At 74.4% G+C, this 13215-nt stretch carries 9 protein-coding genes; 4 read left to right on the top strand and 5 right to left on the bottom strand.

Going from position 1 to position 13215, the window contains the following annotated elements; translation table 11 throughout:
* Positions 1-259 precede the first annotated feature (259 nt).
* Positions 260-1348, top strand: coding sequence for an alpha/beta fold hydrolase (locus tag ACFVX9_RS24940; RefSeq protein ID WP_387983552.1), 1089 nt, complete (start codon positions 260-262; stop codon positions 1346-1348).
* Here ACFVX9_RS24940 and ACFVX9_RS24935 read toward each other — a convergent pair.
* The 5 genes from ACFVX9_RS24935 to ACFVX9_RS24915 all read right to left on the bottom strand — a co-directional run bounded on the left by ACFVX9_RS24935 (position 1338) and on the right by ACFVX9_RS24915 (position 8010).
* A complete protein-coding gene (locus ACFVX9_RS24935) occupies positions 1338-2693 on the bottom strand; it encodes an NAD(P)/FAD-dependent oxidoreductase (protein WP_387983550.1) in 1356 nt (451 codons plus the stop codon). The genes ACFVX9_RS24940 and ACFVX9_RS24935 overlap by 11 nt on opposite strands.
* Positions 2690-3481, bottom strand: coding sequence for an ABC transporter ATP-binding protein (locus ACFVX9_RS24930; protein ID WP_387983548.1), 792 nt, complete (start codon positions 3479-3481; stop codon positions 2690-2692). The genes ACFVX9_RS24935 and ACFVX9_RS24930 overlap by 4 nt, the downstream gene beginning before the upstream one ends.
* Complete coding sequence (locus tag ACFVX9_RS24925; RefSeq protein WP_387983547.1) at positions 3478-5373, bottom strand: dipeptide/oligopeptide/nickel ABC transporter permease/ATP-binding protein; 1896 nt, start codon at positions 5371-5373, stop codon at positions 3478-3480. The genes ACFVX9_RS24930 and ACFVX9_RS24925 overlap by 4 nt, the downstream gene beginning before the upstream one ends.
* 7 nt (positions 5374-5380) lie before the next feature.
* Positions 5381-6343, bottom strand: a complete 963-nt coding sequence (locus tag ACFVX9_RS24920; RefSeq protein ID WP_363377303.1) for an ABC transporter permease — start codon at positions 6341-6343, stop codon at positions 5381-5383.
* A 74-nt stretch (positions 6344-6417) separates the two neighbouring features.
* Complete coding sequence (locus ACFVX9_RS24915; protein WP_387983545.1) at positions 6418-8010, bottom strand: ABC transporter substrate-binding protein; 1593 nt, start codon at positions 8008-8010, stop codon at positions 6418-6420.
* 210 nt (positions 8011-8220) lie between these two features.
* Here ACFVX9_RS24915 and ACFVX9_RS24910 point away from each other — a divergent pair, with 210 nt between their 5' ends.
* The 3 genes from ACFVX9_RS24910 to ACFVX9_RS24900 all read left to right on the top strand — a co-directional run bounded on the left by ACFVX9_RS24910 (position 8221) and on the right by ACFVX9_RS24900 (position 13137).
* A complete protein-coding gene (locus ACFVX9_RS24910) occupies positions 8221-9960 on the top strand; it encodes a DUF885 domain-containing protein (protein WP_387983543.1) in 1740 nt (579 codons plus the stop codon).
* Between the two features lie 312 nt (positions 9961-10272).
* Positions 10273-10629, top strand: a complete 357-nt coding sequence (locus ACFVX9_RS24905; protein WP_387983541.1) for a DUF5132 domain-containing protein — start codon at positions 10273-10275, stop codon at positions 10627-10629.
* Between the two features lie 204 nt (positions 10630-10833).
* A complete protein-coding gene (locus ACFVX9_RS24900) occupies positions 10834-13137 on the top strand; it encodes an ATP-binding cassette domain-containing protein (RefSeq protein ID WP_387983539.1) in 2304 nt (767 codons plus the stop codon).
* The last annotated feature ends 78 nt before the right edge of the window (positions 13138-13215 follow it).

Raw genomic sequence — 13215 nt, 5'->3', positions numbered from 1 at the left:
GGGGACCCTGTGGGAGAGTAGGACGCCGCCGAACAATCATTCACAGAGAACCCCCATCCGGGAAACCGGATGGGGGTTCTCTGCATTTCCGGGGCCGTGGCCTGGTGACCGGCTCTTCTCCGATGGGCAGCGCACGGCGGCGGGGCGCAGGACGGACAGGCCCCGGGGTGTCGAATGCGTGTTCGTGGTGGCGCGTCGACGCGGGCGGATGCGGGAAGAACAGGGGGAGAGGTCGCCTCTCGGATGCCGTGGAGGACCGATGCGCCGGAACGGACGGGTGGCGGATGCCCTGCTCGCGTTGCTGAGCCGGGACTGGCTGGGAGTGCCGGTCGCGGTGCTGGTGGTGGGCGTGGGGGTCGGGCTGGTCGGGGGCGGTGCGGGCTGGCTGGTGGCGCTCGGGTGCTTAGTGGTGGCTGTGGGTGTGGTGCTGGCGGTCGGCGCGGTGCGGCATCTGCTGCTGGTGGGCCGGGGCGCGGGGGCGGGCGGGGCGCCGGGGCGGCTGGTCGGGGTGGGCGGGCGCCGGATGCACGTCCTCGCGGAGGGGGTTGCCGGGGACGGGCCGACGGTGGTCTGGATGCCGGGCGGGCACGCGCCGGGCGAGGAGTTCGGGCAGTTGCACACGATGATGGCGGCCCGGACCCGCTCGGTGCTGGTCGACCGGTTCGGCTCGGGCTGGAGTGACGTCGGGCCCTTCCCGAGGACGACGGCGGCCGAGGCGGAGGAGCTGGTGGCCGCGCTGGAGGCGGCGGGGGAGCGGGCCCCGTACGTGTTCGTCGGCCATTCCTTCGGCGGGCTGCTGGTCGCGAATGCCGCCAGGAGGCGGCCGGATCTGGTGGCCGGACTCGTGCTGCTGGATCCGACGCCCCTGGAGGTGATCGCCTTCGCGCCGCCCAACCGGCTGGTCGCGGGCATGCGCCGGGAGTTCCTGCTGACGGCGGTGCGGCACCTGTTCGGCGCTCACCGGGGCCGCGGCCGTGGCGCTCGGACCGGCCACTACTGCGCCGCCGCGTCGATCTTCGCGGAGCTCTCGCCCGCCGGCCTGGCGGAGGTGGGCTGGGAGACCGTGGTCTACGACGGGGACCTCGGCGACCTGCCGCTGGTGCTGGTCATACCCCGCGACCTCACGGGCGGGGACACGGTGCTGGCGGCCGCCGGGGACGCCGCCGAGGCCGAGCGGATCGGCCGGTTCTACCTCGGGGCCCGGACCCGCTACCTGGCGGCGTCGACCACGGCCCGGGTGGTGCACACGCCGACGGGCACCGGCCATGACTTCCCGACCGAGGAGCCCGGGTTCGTGGTCGGGGTGGTCGCGGATCTGGTGAGCGAACTGCGCACCCTCAGCCCATGACCGTGCGGGCGGAGCCGGTCCGGACCGGGCGGCGGCGGGAGAACGCGCCCAGGTCGACGACGTTGCCGGTGTGCTCGCAGCGGTAGCGGACCGGGTCGCCGTCGTGGTCGTGGCCGGCTTCGACCAGGTCGATCAGGGTCGCGAGGTAGCGGCCCACCAGCGGGGCGTTCTTGAACTGGTTGCCGCTCGTGCCCATGGCGACGTAGTAGCCGTCGAGGGCGGTGCGGTCGTAGATCGGGGTCCAGTCGTCGGCGACGTCGTACACGCCCGCGACGCCGACGGGCCGGCTGGGGACGGTGATCCCGGGGAAGCGGCGGGCCGCGCGGGTCACCTGGGTGCGGAAGCGGTGGGCGGTGGGGCGCGGGTCGGCCTCGTCCGGGTCGTCGATCCACTCCGCTGGGTCGCAGGCCGGCTGGGTGCCGCCGATGAGCAGGCGGCCCCCGGCGGCCGGGCGCAGGTAGGTGCCGAGGTCGACGTCGGCGACGACGGGAAGCGGCCCGGAGGCGGAGCCGGTGGCAGGGCCGGCGGCGGGCCCGGTGGTGGCGCCGGTGGTGGAGCTGTCGGGCGCGGCGATCTGGTGGACCTCCTCGCGCAGGGGACGTACCCCGATGGTGAAGTCGCTGCCGACACCCGCCAGCCGGTTGAGGCCCCCCGACCACGGGCCGGCGGCGTTGACCACGACCGGCGCGGCGATCCGGGCCCCGTCGGCCAGGCGGAGGCCCGCCACGCGGTCCGAGCGCCGGTCGACGGCCACCACGGTGCGGTGGAACAGGAAGCGCGCACCCAGCTCGCCCGCCGCATCGGCGAGGTTCTGGGCCGCGAGCTGCGGGTCGTCGACGAACCCGGCGTCCGGGGTGAACAGGGCACCGAGCTCGCCGGCCGGGCCGTCGAAGAAGGCGTCGTCGTCCACGGGCTTCGGCGGCCAGTACCGTCCGGCGTCGATCCCGGGCAGGCGCTCGCGCAGGGCGGCGGTGTCCCACCGTTCGTACGGGACGCCGGCCAGGTCGAACAGGGCCGCGGTGTCGGCGGGTTCGGGGAAGGGCGGGTCGAGCAGTACGGCGCCGGTGCGGCGGAAGGCCGCGAGCGGGCGGCGGTCGGTGGTGAGCCCGAGGTGCTCGGGCCAGGACGCCCACAGGTGGAGGGACTCCCAGGCCGTGGCGACGCCGTCGAAGGTGGAGTAGTTGAACCGGACGATCGCGCTGGAGGCGCCGGTCGATCCGTGGCCGGGCGCGCCGGCCTTGTCCACGACGACCACCTGCCGTCCGGTGCGGGCGAGTTCGAGGGCGACGGCGGTGCCGATCACCCCGGCCCCGATCACCACCGCGTCGGGTCGGTCGACGGTCATCGGGACCTCCGGGAGGGCGGTGGGCCGGACAGGCGGGGGACGGAGGCGAGGAGCTCCCGCGTGTAGGGGTGCTGCGGGTCGCGCAGGAGGGCGTCGGTGGGGCCCGTTTCGACGATCCGGCCGAGCCGCATCACCGCCACCGTATCGGAGACGTAGCAGACCGCGGGCAGGTTGTGGCCGATGAACAGCATGGACAGGCCGAGCCGTTGCTGGAGTTCGCGGATCGTGTTGAGGACGGACGCCTGCACCGAGACGTCGAGGGCCGAGGTGATCTCGTCGGCGATCAGGAGTCCGGGTCCGACGGCCAGGGCGCGGGCGACGGCGACCCGTTGGCGCTGGCCGCCGGACAGCTGCCGGGGCAGGCGGCCGGCGAGCCGGGGGTCCAGTCCGACGAGGTCGAGCAGCTCGGCGACGCGCTCGGCACGGGCGTGCCGGTCGAGCCGGTGGAAGACGGTGGCGGCCTCGACGAGGCTCTGGCGGACGGTCATCCGGGGGTCGAGCGCGGTGTCCGGGTCCTGGAGGACGATCTGGACCAGTCGGCCGAGCCGGCGCCGGGCGCGGACGGTGCGGACCCGGACGTCCTGGCCGTCGACGAGGACCCGGCCGCCGTGCACGGGGGCGAGCCCGACGATCGCGCGGGCCAGGGTCGACTTCCCCGAGCCGGACTCGCCGACGAGCCCGAGCGTGGTGCCGGCCGGGACCTCCAGTGAGACGCGGTCCACGGCGGTGACCGGGCCGCGCGGGCCGTGGTGGCGGACGGTGAGGTCGCAGAGCCGCAGGCTGGTCATGACGGGTCCGCCTCCACCTGATGTTCCGTAGCCTGGACCGTTTCTTCCTCCACCGGCGGGGGGTTCCAGCAGGCGACCTGCTGGAGCGCGTCCACGTGGTCCAGCCGCGGAGCCTCCCGGGTGCAGCGGTCCAGCCGGTACGGGCAGCGGGGCTCGAACGGGCAGCCCGGGGTGGGGGCGATCGGGTCGGGCGGTGCGCCCGCCACGGTGGGCAGCGGCCGGTCGCGGTCCGCGGTGAGGTCAGGCACCGAGGCGACCAGGGCCCGGGTGTAGGGGTGCCGGGCGGCGGTGGCGAGCCGGTCGGCGGGGAGGGCCTCGACGACGGAGCCCGCGTACATCACCAGGACGCGTTCGCAGAATCCGCTCACGAGCGCGATGTCGTGGCTGATGAACAGGACGGCGGCGGAGGTGTCCCGCCGCAGGTCGGAGAGCAGGTCGGTGATCTGCCGCTGCACGGTGGTGTCGAGGGCGGTCGTCGGCTCGTCGGCGATGATCAGGCCGGGCCGCATCATCAGGCCGGCGGCGATCATCACGCGCTGGCGCTGGCCGCCGGAGAGCTGGTGGGGGCGTGACCGCAGCAGGGCGGGGGGCAGGGCCACCCGGCGCAGGGCGTCCTCGGCGTCCCGCAGGGCCTGGGTGCGGCTCGCGCCGAGGTGGGTGCGGGGTGCCTCGGTGAGCTGGGTGGCGATCCGGAGTGACGGGTTGAGCGCCGTGGCCGGGTTCTGGAAGACCATCGCCAGGCCGGTCGCGAGGTGCTGGTCGCGCTGCTTCGGCGTCATGGCGTCCAGGTCGGCGCCGAGCAGCCGGAGGGTGCGGTGGGAGACCCGGGCGCGTTCGGGGAGCAGGTCGGCGATCGCGAGTGCGGTGAGCGACTTGCCGGAGCCGGACTCGCCGACGAGTCCGACGATCTCGCCCGGCCGCAGGGACAGGCTCACGCCGCGGACGGGCCGGATCACGCCGTCGGGGGTGGGGAGTTCGACGCTCAGGTCCTCGACCTGGAGGACGAGGCCGTCCTCGGCGGGCCCGTTCGGCGCGATCGTAGGCTGGGGCGTACGGTCCGTACGGCCTGCCGGGCTGCGCCGGGCGGCGCCTCCTGCCAGGACCTCGCCGAGCAGTTGGAACGTCACCGCCGCGTAGAGGATGGCCAGGCCGGGGGCGAGGGCGGGCAGCGGCTGTGCGTAGATCCGGTCGAGCCCCTGGTTGAGCAGTTGCCCCCAGTCGTAGCCGGGCGGTTGGACGCCCAGGCCGAGGAAGCTCAGCCCGGAGAGCGCGACCAGGGAGGTGCCCGCCGCCGTGGTCGCGCTCAGCAGCAGCGGTTCGGCGATGTTGGGCAGGACGTGCCGCCACAGCAGCCGGTGCCGGCGCAGGCCGAGGACCCGGGCCGAGGCCAGGTGGTCGGTGCCCGCGACGGCGGCGGCGAGGGTCTGGGCGAGCCGGGCGAAGCCGGGTACACCGGCGACGGCGAGGGCGAGCATCGCCCCGGCCGCGCCCGCGCCGAACACGACCGCGAGGAAGAGCGCGACCAGGAGTGCGGGGAAGGCGAGCAGGAGGTTGATCACTGCCGCGAGCAGGCGGCGGGCGCGGGGGCCGACGACGGCGGTGGACGCGCCGAGGAGGATGCCGGTGCTCGCGCCGATCGCGGTCGCGGCCAGTGCGAGCAGCAGGGAGGGCCGGGTGGCGGTGAGGACCCGGGCGAGCAGGTCCCGTCCGAGGTTGTCGGTGCCGAAGGGGTGGGCGGTGGAGGGGCCTTGCAGCACCGCCGAGGGGTCGGGGAGGTCCGCCGCCGCGCCCCAGAGGAGCGGGCCCGCCAGCGCGAGCACGACCAGAGAGGCCAGCATGGCGGTGGCGGCCCAGGCCATGGGCGAGCGGAGGTACCTGGTGGGAAGGGGCATCGGCACCTCAGCTCTCCCGGATCGTCGAGCGCGGGTCGAGCAGCGCCAGCAGCACGTCGACCAGGAGCGCGGCGAGCAGGACGGTCGTGCCCAGGATCAGCACCATCGCCTGGATCACCGGGTAGTCCTGCGAGCTCACGGACTGCGCCAGGGCCGAACCGATGCCGGGCCAGGCGAAGACCTTCTCCACCAGCACGGTGCCGGCGATCAGGGCGGGCAGCAGGCCTCCGGCGACGGTGAGTGCGGCGGTGGCCATGTTCGGCGCCGCGTGCCGCAGGTAGCGGCGTAGCGGTGACAGCCGCTTTCCACGGGCGGTGCGCAGGTAGTCCTCGGACAGCACTTTCAGCGCCTCCACCCGGACGATGCGCACCAGGACGGCGGTGGGCGCCACGGAGAGCGCGAGGACCGGCAGGACGAAGGATCCGGCGCCCGCCGTGCCGGCCACCGGCAGCAGTTGGAGGCCGACGGCCAGTAGCGCGGTGAGCCCGGCGGCCAGGACGAAGTCGGGGATCCCGGCCAGGCCGGCGGTGAGCGTCGTGAACGCCAGCTCGCTGCGCGGGTGCCGGCCGTCCCGGGTGCGGACGGCGGCGAGCAGGCCGCAGGGCAGGGCGACGGCGAGGGTGACGAGGAAGGCCAGGCCGGCGATTTCGAGGGTGGCCGGCAGCCGGGTGCGGACGAGCTCCGCGACCGGTGTCGAGGTGACCAGCGAGGTGCCGAGGTCGCCGTGCACGAGGCCGTCGACATAGTGCCGGTACTGGGCCAGGAAGGGTTCGTCGAGCCCGAGTTGATGCCGGCGTGCGGCCACGAGGGCGGGGGAGGCGTCGACGCCGAGCGCCGCGCGGACCGGGTCTCCGGGCACCAGGCGGATCATCGCGAACGAGGCGGTGAGCACGACCCCGAGTGAGAGGAGCAACCGGGCGGTGCGCCGGCCGAGGAACACCGTCCACGGGTGCCGCAGGAGACGGGGCATGAGCTTCCACGGCAGACGTGGCAGACGCGGCAGAGGCGGCGAACGACGGAGTGCGGTCACGCGGGATCCCCCGGTCATCGGTGCAGGCGGATGCTGGTGGGGATGACCTGGCCGCCGAAGGTCGTGGCGAAGGTGGTGCTGCGCCCGTACACGGTGCTGCGGCCGTCGGCGATCGGCAGGGCGTCGGCGGAGCGGAAGAGCGCGGCGGCGGCCCGGTTCCAGGTGGCGCAGCCCGCGGTGTCCGGCTCCCGAAGGGCCTGGGCGACCAGGGCGTCGTATGCGGGATTGGCCACGCCCGCGAAGTTGAGGCCCTGGGCGGGGGGCGGGCCGGAGAAGAACGGGATGAAGCCGACGGGCAGGGCGAAGCCGGGGGAGGTGCCGACGACGACGTCGAAGTCGCCGGTCTGGTACATGGCGTTGACGAGGGCGGGCAGGCTCTCGGTGACCAGCTTGACGTCCGCGCCCAGGGCCGTCCAGGAGCGGGCCATCAGCTCGGCGACGGGTGCCAGCGTCGGGCCGAGGTCGGGGCTGGTGATCAGGCGTAGCCGGAGCGGTCGGCCGTTCTTCGTCAGTCGGGCGTCGGCGGCGCGGGTCCAGCCGGCGGCGCGCAGCGCCTCGGTGGCGTCCTGTACGGGCAGGTTGGCGGCGGCGAGGTCGGCGTGGCAGACGGCGCCTTGGGCGCCGAAGTCGGTGGCGGGTGTGCCGGTGCCGCCGACGGCGACGTTGGCGAGCCCCTGGCGGTCGAGTGCGGACACCAGGGCCCGGCGCAGTGCCGGGTCGGCGAGGGGGCGGCCGGGGCGCTGGTTGAAGAAGGTCAGCCCGATGACGGTGGCCACGTCGGCGGTGGCCAGGCCGTGGTCGGTGAGCCGGGCGCGGTCGGGTCCGTTGACGCTCGCGATGTCGATGCCGCCGGTGAGCAGCAGGTTGGCGGCGGTGGAGGCCTGGGGCACCACGGAGATGACGATGCGGGCGGGGAGGCCGGGTTCCGCGGTGGTGGCTCCGGCGGGCCCCCAGGTGTAGCCCTCGCGCACGGTGAACTCGTACGGTCCGCCCGGGGTGTAGTGGGTCAGCACGTACGGTCCGGTGCCCTGGGTGGAGCGGTCGAGTGACTGGGGCCGGTCGAGGCCGGCGGGGCAGACGATCGGCAGCAGTCCGAGTGTGCGGGTGAGGAACGGGAAGGGGGCGGTGGTGGTCGCCGTCACGGTGCCGGTCGAGTCGTCGGCGCTCGCGGTGAACGGGACGGTGGGCAGGACGGTCTGGGCACCGGCGAGCTGGTGGGCCGGGTCGGCGGCGTAGGTGAGTGCGCGGGCGACGGCCGTGGCGGTGAGGGGGGTGCCGTCGGAGCAGGTGGTTCCCGGGCGGAGGGTGAAGGTGGCCGTGGTGGTGGTGGCCTGCCAGGAGGAGGCCAGGCCGGAGACCAGGGTGGCGTCGGCGGCGACGTTGACCAGCGAGTCGTAGGCGTAGCGGGCCGGGCCGGCGCCGAAGGCCGTGTACGGGTTGAAGCTGGGTGTCTCGCTGGCGGCCGCGATCCGTACGGTCCCGCGGTCCACGAGGGGACCGGTCGTGGAGGAGGGGGCGACGCTGCCGCAGCCGGTGAGTGCGCCGGCCGTGACGGCCGTGGTGGTCAGGGCAGCCGCCAGCGGGACCGGCAGGGGGCGACGGGGCATGGCGTCATGGTGCCACCGAGTGCTGGCGCTGGCGAGTCAACTCACCTGTACGGCAAGCCTGTTCGAAAGGTCTTGGCCGTGTGCCGCCTTGGCGGGCGGAAGGGGGCGCGGGTGGCGGGGGCCGATCCGGTTCACCCGTTCGGGGGGCGCCGTGGCCGGTTGTCCGCGGACCGGGGTGGCCGGGCGGCGCGTCCTCGGCAGGATGGCCGGATGAGGACGAATGAACCGGGCCGGGAGATCGGTCGGCTGGCGGACCGCTACTGGGAGTTCCTGTTGGAGCGTGACCCGCTGCTGCGGGCCCGGCAGGGGCTCCCGGTCGAGTCGCTGCCGGGGGTGTCGCCGGCCGAGGCCGAGGAGCGGGCGCGGTTCGCCGCGGGTGTCGTGGAGCGGGTCGGGGTGATCGTGGAGGGAGCCCGGGCGCTCGACGGCGCGGGGCTCTGCGGCGCCGATGCCGATACGGCCGCCTTCCTCGTCGGGTCGGCCGAGCAGGAGCTGCGGGCCCACCGCTGCTACTGGCTGACGCCCGCCGTCACGCCGTACCGGCTGTTCCCGTTGTCGCAGTACGTCGATGCCGTCCTGCGGCCCCACCGCTTCGACCAACCTCCGGACGCCGAGCGGTACTTGGTGCTGGTGCGTGAGCTGGCCCGGGTGGTCGGCTCGATCGGCGACAAGGTGGCGGGGCAGGCCGTGCGCGGCTTCCGGGTGCCGGCACCCGCGCTGCCCGGGGTGCGCGCCACCCTCGCGGGCCTGCGGGCGTCGGCGGCGGAGCGCGTCGAGGTGGACGAGGGCCGGCTCGGTGGGCTGGGGCCGGCCGAGCGCGGACGCGTCCGAGACGGCGTGCGGCGGCTGGTGGAAGCCGAGTTGCTGCCGGCCTTCGACGGCCTGCTCGCCGCCGTCGACGGTCCGGACCAGCTGCGCGAGGCGCCGCAGGCCGTGGGCTGGGCGCGGTACGAGGGCGGTGAGGAGGCGTACCGGGAGTTCGTCCGGACGCACACGGGCGGGGGGACGCCGCCCGAGCGGCTGCACGAGCTCGGCCGCGAGCAGTGTCGCGAACTGGCCGAGCGGATGCGGGAGGTCCGTACCGCCCTCGGATTCCCGGGCCCCGAGGAGGAGTTCCACGAGCGGCTGCGGAGCGAGCCCCGGCTGTACGCCCGCACGCCGGAGGAGGTCGAGGCCCGCTACCGCCGGTACCTCGACCGGCTGGCGCCGCTGCTGCCGCGGTGGTTCGCCGCGCTGCCGGGCGCCCCGTACGGGCTGGCCCGGCTGGATCCGGCGCTGGAGGCGGGGCTGACGTTCGGGTACTACCAGCAGCCCACGGCGGCGGACCCGGTCGGGCGCTACCGCTACAACGGCGCGGGGCTGGAAGGGCGGTCGCTGCTGGGCGCGGCCTCGCTGATCTACCACGAGCTGGCTCCGGGCCACCACTTCCACCTGGCCCGCCAGGCGGAGAACCGGTCGTTGCCCCGGCTGCGCCGTGAAGTGGCCGGGTTCGGCGCGTTCAACGAGGGCTGGGCCGAGTACGCGGCCGGTCTGGGCTGGGAGATGGGCCTCTACGACGACCCGTGGGACGCGTACGGGCGCCTGGCGCAGGAGCGGTTCACCGCGCAGCGCCTCGTCGTCGACACCGGGCTCAACCTCGGCACCATGGGACTGGAGCAGGCGCGGGACTTCATGCGCGCCAACTCCACCGAGGCGGACGCCCAGATCGCCTCGGACCTGCTGCGGTACTCGACGGACCTGCCCGGGCAGGCGCTGTCCTACCGTGCGGGGTATCTGGAGTTCGCCCGGCTGCGGGAGGGGGCCGAGGCCAGCCCCGGGGTCCGTGCCGAGGCCGGCCCGGGCGGCGGGTTCGAGGTGCGGGCCTTCCACGAGGCGGTCCTGGGCGGCGGCGGGCTGCCGTTTCCCGCCCTCCGGCGGCGGGTGGCACGTGAACTCGACGGGCTCCGATGAGCAAAAAAGAATATGAACGGATTGTCGGGTGGGCATTTGTTCGTTAATCCGAGCTACAAAAACGGGCCGAGAACGCTCGCACGAGTGAAACCGGATGAGAAGGTTTGGCTTCGACGGGCCCGGCTCGACTACGGTGAAGCCAGAGCGGGCGGTTGATCCATCGAGTGCGGAATTCATCCCGGCGGGAAATCCGGCGGGGAACGTCGAATTCCGCAGTCGGGTGCTTCCGTCCGCCTAGTCGTGCGGTGCTCCGGTGCGTCCGCAGTTGCCCGGGGTCCCTGTCATACGTCCGCGTAGAGAGGATGGAGCATCATGCCGCCCCTAGTACCGCCCTTCCTGGTCGGCCTCATCGTCGCGCCACTGGCCAAGCGTCTCCTCAAGCCGCTGGTGCGAGGCGTCGTCAAGACGTCCGTCGGCCTCGTCCTTGAGGTGAAGAAGGCGGCCCACGAGGCCGGAGAGAACATCCACGACCTCGCGGCCGAGGTGGCCGCCGAGGTGGTGGCGGCGCAGGTCTCCGCCGGCGACGGCGTAGCCCCCTCGGGTGACGGCCGGCGCGCCGCCGAGGACGCCGCCCCGAGCAGCGGGAAGGACGAGGCCGCCGCCCGGGCCGAAGCCGAGGCGAGGAGCCCGAAGATCCGCGTGGGCGCCGGCGCCGGCAAGGTGCACTGACGGTCTGCCCGGCGACCCCGGCCGCCGTGTGAGCGCACCTTTCCGATGGATGGATGGATATCGGAATGAGGCTCCCGCGCGGCGGTCGGCTGCGGGCCCGTCGGTAGCAGCAATTCCCCCTCAAGAATTCCCGCCTCGTCGCAGCGATTCCGCCGTGCCCGTGACGGTCTTTCTCGCGACCTCCGCAAACAGGTGATCGTACACATGCCCTCTCTGCTGGGTGCCGCAGCCGGATACCGCTCCGTGGACGTGGACGCGGACGTGCGCCCGCGTTCGGTCATTCCGGGCCGGCAGCGCTGGGACGTCAAGCTGGTCCTCGGGCGGCCCCGGACGGCCGAAGTCCTCGCCGCGGCCCTGCGGCGCGTCCCCGGGATCAGCGAGGCGCAGGCCAGCCCGGTCACCGGCGGGGTCCTCGTCCGGCACGACGCGCGGGTGAGCGCCACGGACGTCGACCGGATCGTCCGCAGAGCCGTCACCCTGGTCGCGCAGGGCCCGGCCGGCGCGGGACACCGGGCGCCCGACCGGCCCGGCGCCCAACCGGCTCCGCGGGTGGACCGCGGCGTCGTCGTGCGCCCCGTGCTCGCCGTCGGGGGCGGTGTGGCGGCCGGTGTCGCGCTGATCCGCGGGTCGGCGCTGAGCAGGCAGCTGGTCGCGCTGGGCGGTGTGGCGGCGGCGACCGCCGCCGTCGCCCGGAAGGTCTGGCGCCGGACGGTCGACACGACCCGGGAGCTGTCCGGGGCCGGAGCCGAACGCCACCCCCTGCTGGAGATCGTCGGACCGCACCGCCGACGGCTGCGCCGCGCCTGCGCGCTGTCGGTCGCCTGCCAGGTCTCGGAGATGGCGCTGGGCACCTTCCTCGGTTGGACGGGGCTGGTGCTCATCAAGGGCGAGGCCGCGCCGCTGGTCAGCCTCGGCCTGGCCACCGCGTCCGCCCAACTCTGGGGTCTGGCCGGGCTGGTGGCGGCCGCCTGCGCCGCCGTGGCGGGCCTGTCGTACGCGTCGAACCTCCAGTGGCGCGCGCTCGGCCAGGACATCGAGCACGACTGGCGCAGCCGGACGTACGCCCACGTGCAGCACCTCGAACTGCGGCACCTGGAGGGCGAGCGGACCAGCCGGGTGGCCGGTGTGCTCACCGAGGACGTCGGTCAGCTGGGCGCGTTCTTCGCGACCTCGGCCAACGACGTGCTGCACCTGGGCACCAGTCTGGCCGTCCTGGTGCCGGTGTTCCTGCTGATGGCGCCGCAGATCGCCTGGATCGCGTTCCTGCCCATCCCGGTCATCGCCTGGCTCTCCTTCCGCTACCAGGAGAAGGTCGCGGGCGACTACGCCGTCTCCGGTGAGCACCGGGCCAGGTTGCACAGCCAGCTGGTCAACACGCTGGAGGCCGGTGCCACGGTCAAGAGCTTCTGCACCGAGGACTACGAGGCCGAACGCATCGACGGGTTGAGCGCGGTCGCCCAGGACAGCCGGCACCAGACCGACCGGAGCACGATCCGCCACGCCGAGACCGTCCGGGCCTGCACGACCGCCTCGATGGCCGGCACCCTGCTGGTCGGCGGCCGCGCGGTGCTCAACGGCACGCTGCGCTTCGAGGTGTTCAGCCCGTTGATCGGGCTGCCCCAGATGGTGCTGTTCCGGATGAGCCGGCTCGGCGGCATCGTCGACCAGTACCAGCGCACCCTGGCCGCCTACGACCGGGTCCAGCGGCTGCGGGCCCTGCCGGTGGAGGCCGAGGGGACCGGCGGGCCGCTCGACGTCGAGACGGTGAAGGGCGAGATCGTCCTCGACGGTGTGACCTTCGCCTACCCGGGCCGGCCGCCGGCGCTGGAGGACCTCTCGCTGACCATCCCCGCCGGGCAGGTCACCGCCCTCGTCGGCGCCACCGGCTCCGGCAAGACGACCATCGCCAAGCTGCTGATGCGCTTCCAGGACGCGGACTCCGGCGCTGTGCTGCTCGACGGGAGGGACGTGTCCGAGGTGCCGCGCCGCGACCTGCGCCACGCGATCGGGTTCGTCGCCCAGGACCCGTTCCTCTTCGACGGAACCATCGCCGACAACATCCGCTACGGCAGCTTCGCCGCCTCGGACGAGGCCGTCGTCGAAGCGGCCGCGACGGCCGAGGCGCACACCTTCATCGCGACGCTGCCGGACGGCTACGACACGGTGATCGGCGAACGCGGCGCCGCCCTCTCGGGCGGCCAGCGGCAGCGGATCGCCCTGGCCCGGGCGATCCTCAAGGACGCGCCGGTCGTCATCCTCGACGAGGCCACCTCCGCCGTGGACAACGAGACCGAGGCCGCCATCCAGCGCACGCTCCGGGCCTTCGCGACCGACCGGACGATGGTCATCATCGCCCACCGGCTCTCCACCGTCCGCCATGCCGACCGGATCTACGTCATGGACAAGGGCGGCGTGGTGGCCGAACAGGGCACCCACGACGGACTCCTCGCCCGGCACGGACTCTACGCATCCCTCTGGCAGCTCCAGGCCGGCGAACTCGCCGCCTGACCGCAGCAGGCCGCCCTGCCCGCCGACCGCGTGACGCCACCGCGGTCGGCGTGGCCCGGCGTGCCCCGCGCGCATGCC

Source organism: Kitasatospora sp. NPDC058243, assembly GCF_042882025.1.
Classification (GTDB): domain Bacteria; phylum Actinomycetota; class Actinomycetes; order Streptomycetales; family Streptomycetaceae; genus Kitasatospora.
The sequence above is the reverse complement of the archived record's forward strand: the minus strand, read 5'-3'. Positions and strand labels throughout refer to the sequence as shown.

Bases quoted from the DNA above. Each gene is read 5' to 3' on its own strand.
- ACFVX9_RS24940 (WP_387983552.1), top strand. From the start codon at position 260: ATGCGCCGGAACGGACGGGTGGCGGATGCCCTGCTCGCGTTGCTGAGC.
- ACFVX9_RS24935 (WP_387983550.1), bottom strand. From the start codon at position 2,693: ATGACCGTCGACCGACCCGACGCGGTGGTGATCGGGGCCGGGGTGATC.
- ACFVX9_RS24930 (WP_387983548.1), bottom strand. From the start codon at position 3,481: ATGACCAGCCTGCGGCTCTGCGACCTCACCGTCCGCCACCACGGCCCG.
- ACFVX9_RS24925 (WP_387983547.1), bottom strand. From the start codon at position 5,373: ATGCCCCTTCCCACCAGGTACCTCCGCTCGCCCATGGCCTGGGCCGCC.
- ACFVX9_RS24920 (WP_363377303.1), bottom strand. From the start codon at position 6,343: ATGCCCCGTCTCCTGCGGCACCCGTGGACGGTGTTCCTCGGCCGGCGC.
- ACFVX9_RS24915 (WP_387983545.1), bottom strand. From the start codon at position 8,010: ATGCCCCGTCGCCCCCTGCCGGTCCCGCTGGCGGCTGCCCTGACCACC.
- ACFVX9_RS24910 (WP_387983543.1), top strand. From the start codon at position 8,221: ATGAGGACGAATGAACCGGGCCGGGAGATCGGTCGGCTGGCGGACCGC.
- ACFVX9_RS24905 (WP_387983541.1), top strand. From the start codon at position 10,273: ATGCCGCCCCTAGTACCGCCCTTCCTGGTCGGCCTCATCGTCGCGCCA.
- ACFVX9_RS24900 (WP_387983539.1), top strand. From the start codon at position 10,834: ATGCCCTCTCTGCTGGGTGCCGCAGCCGGATACCGCTCCGTGGACGTG.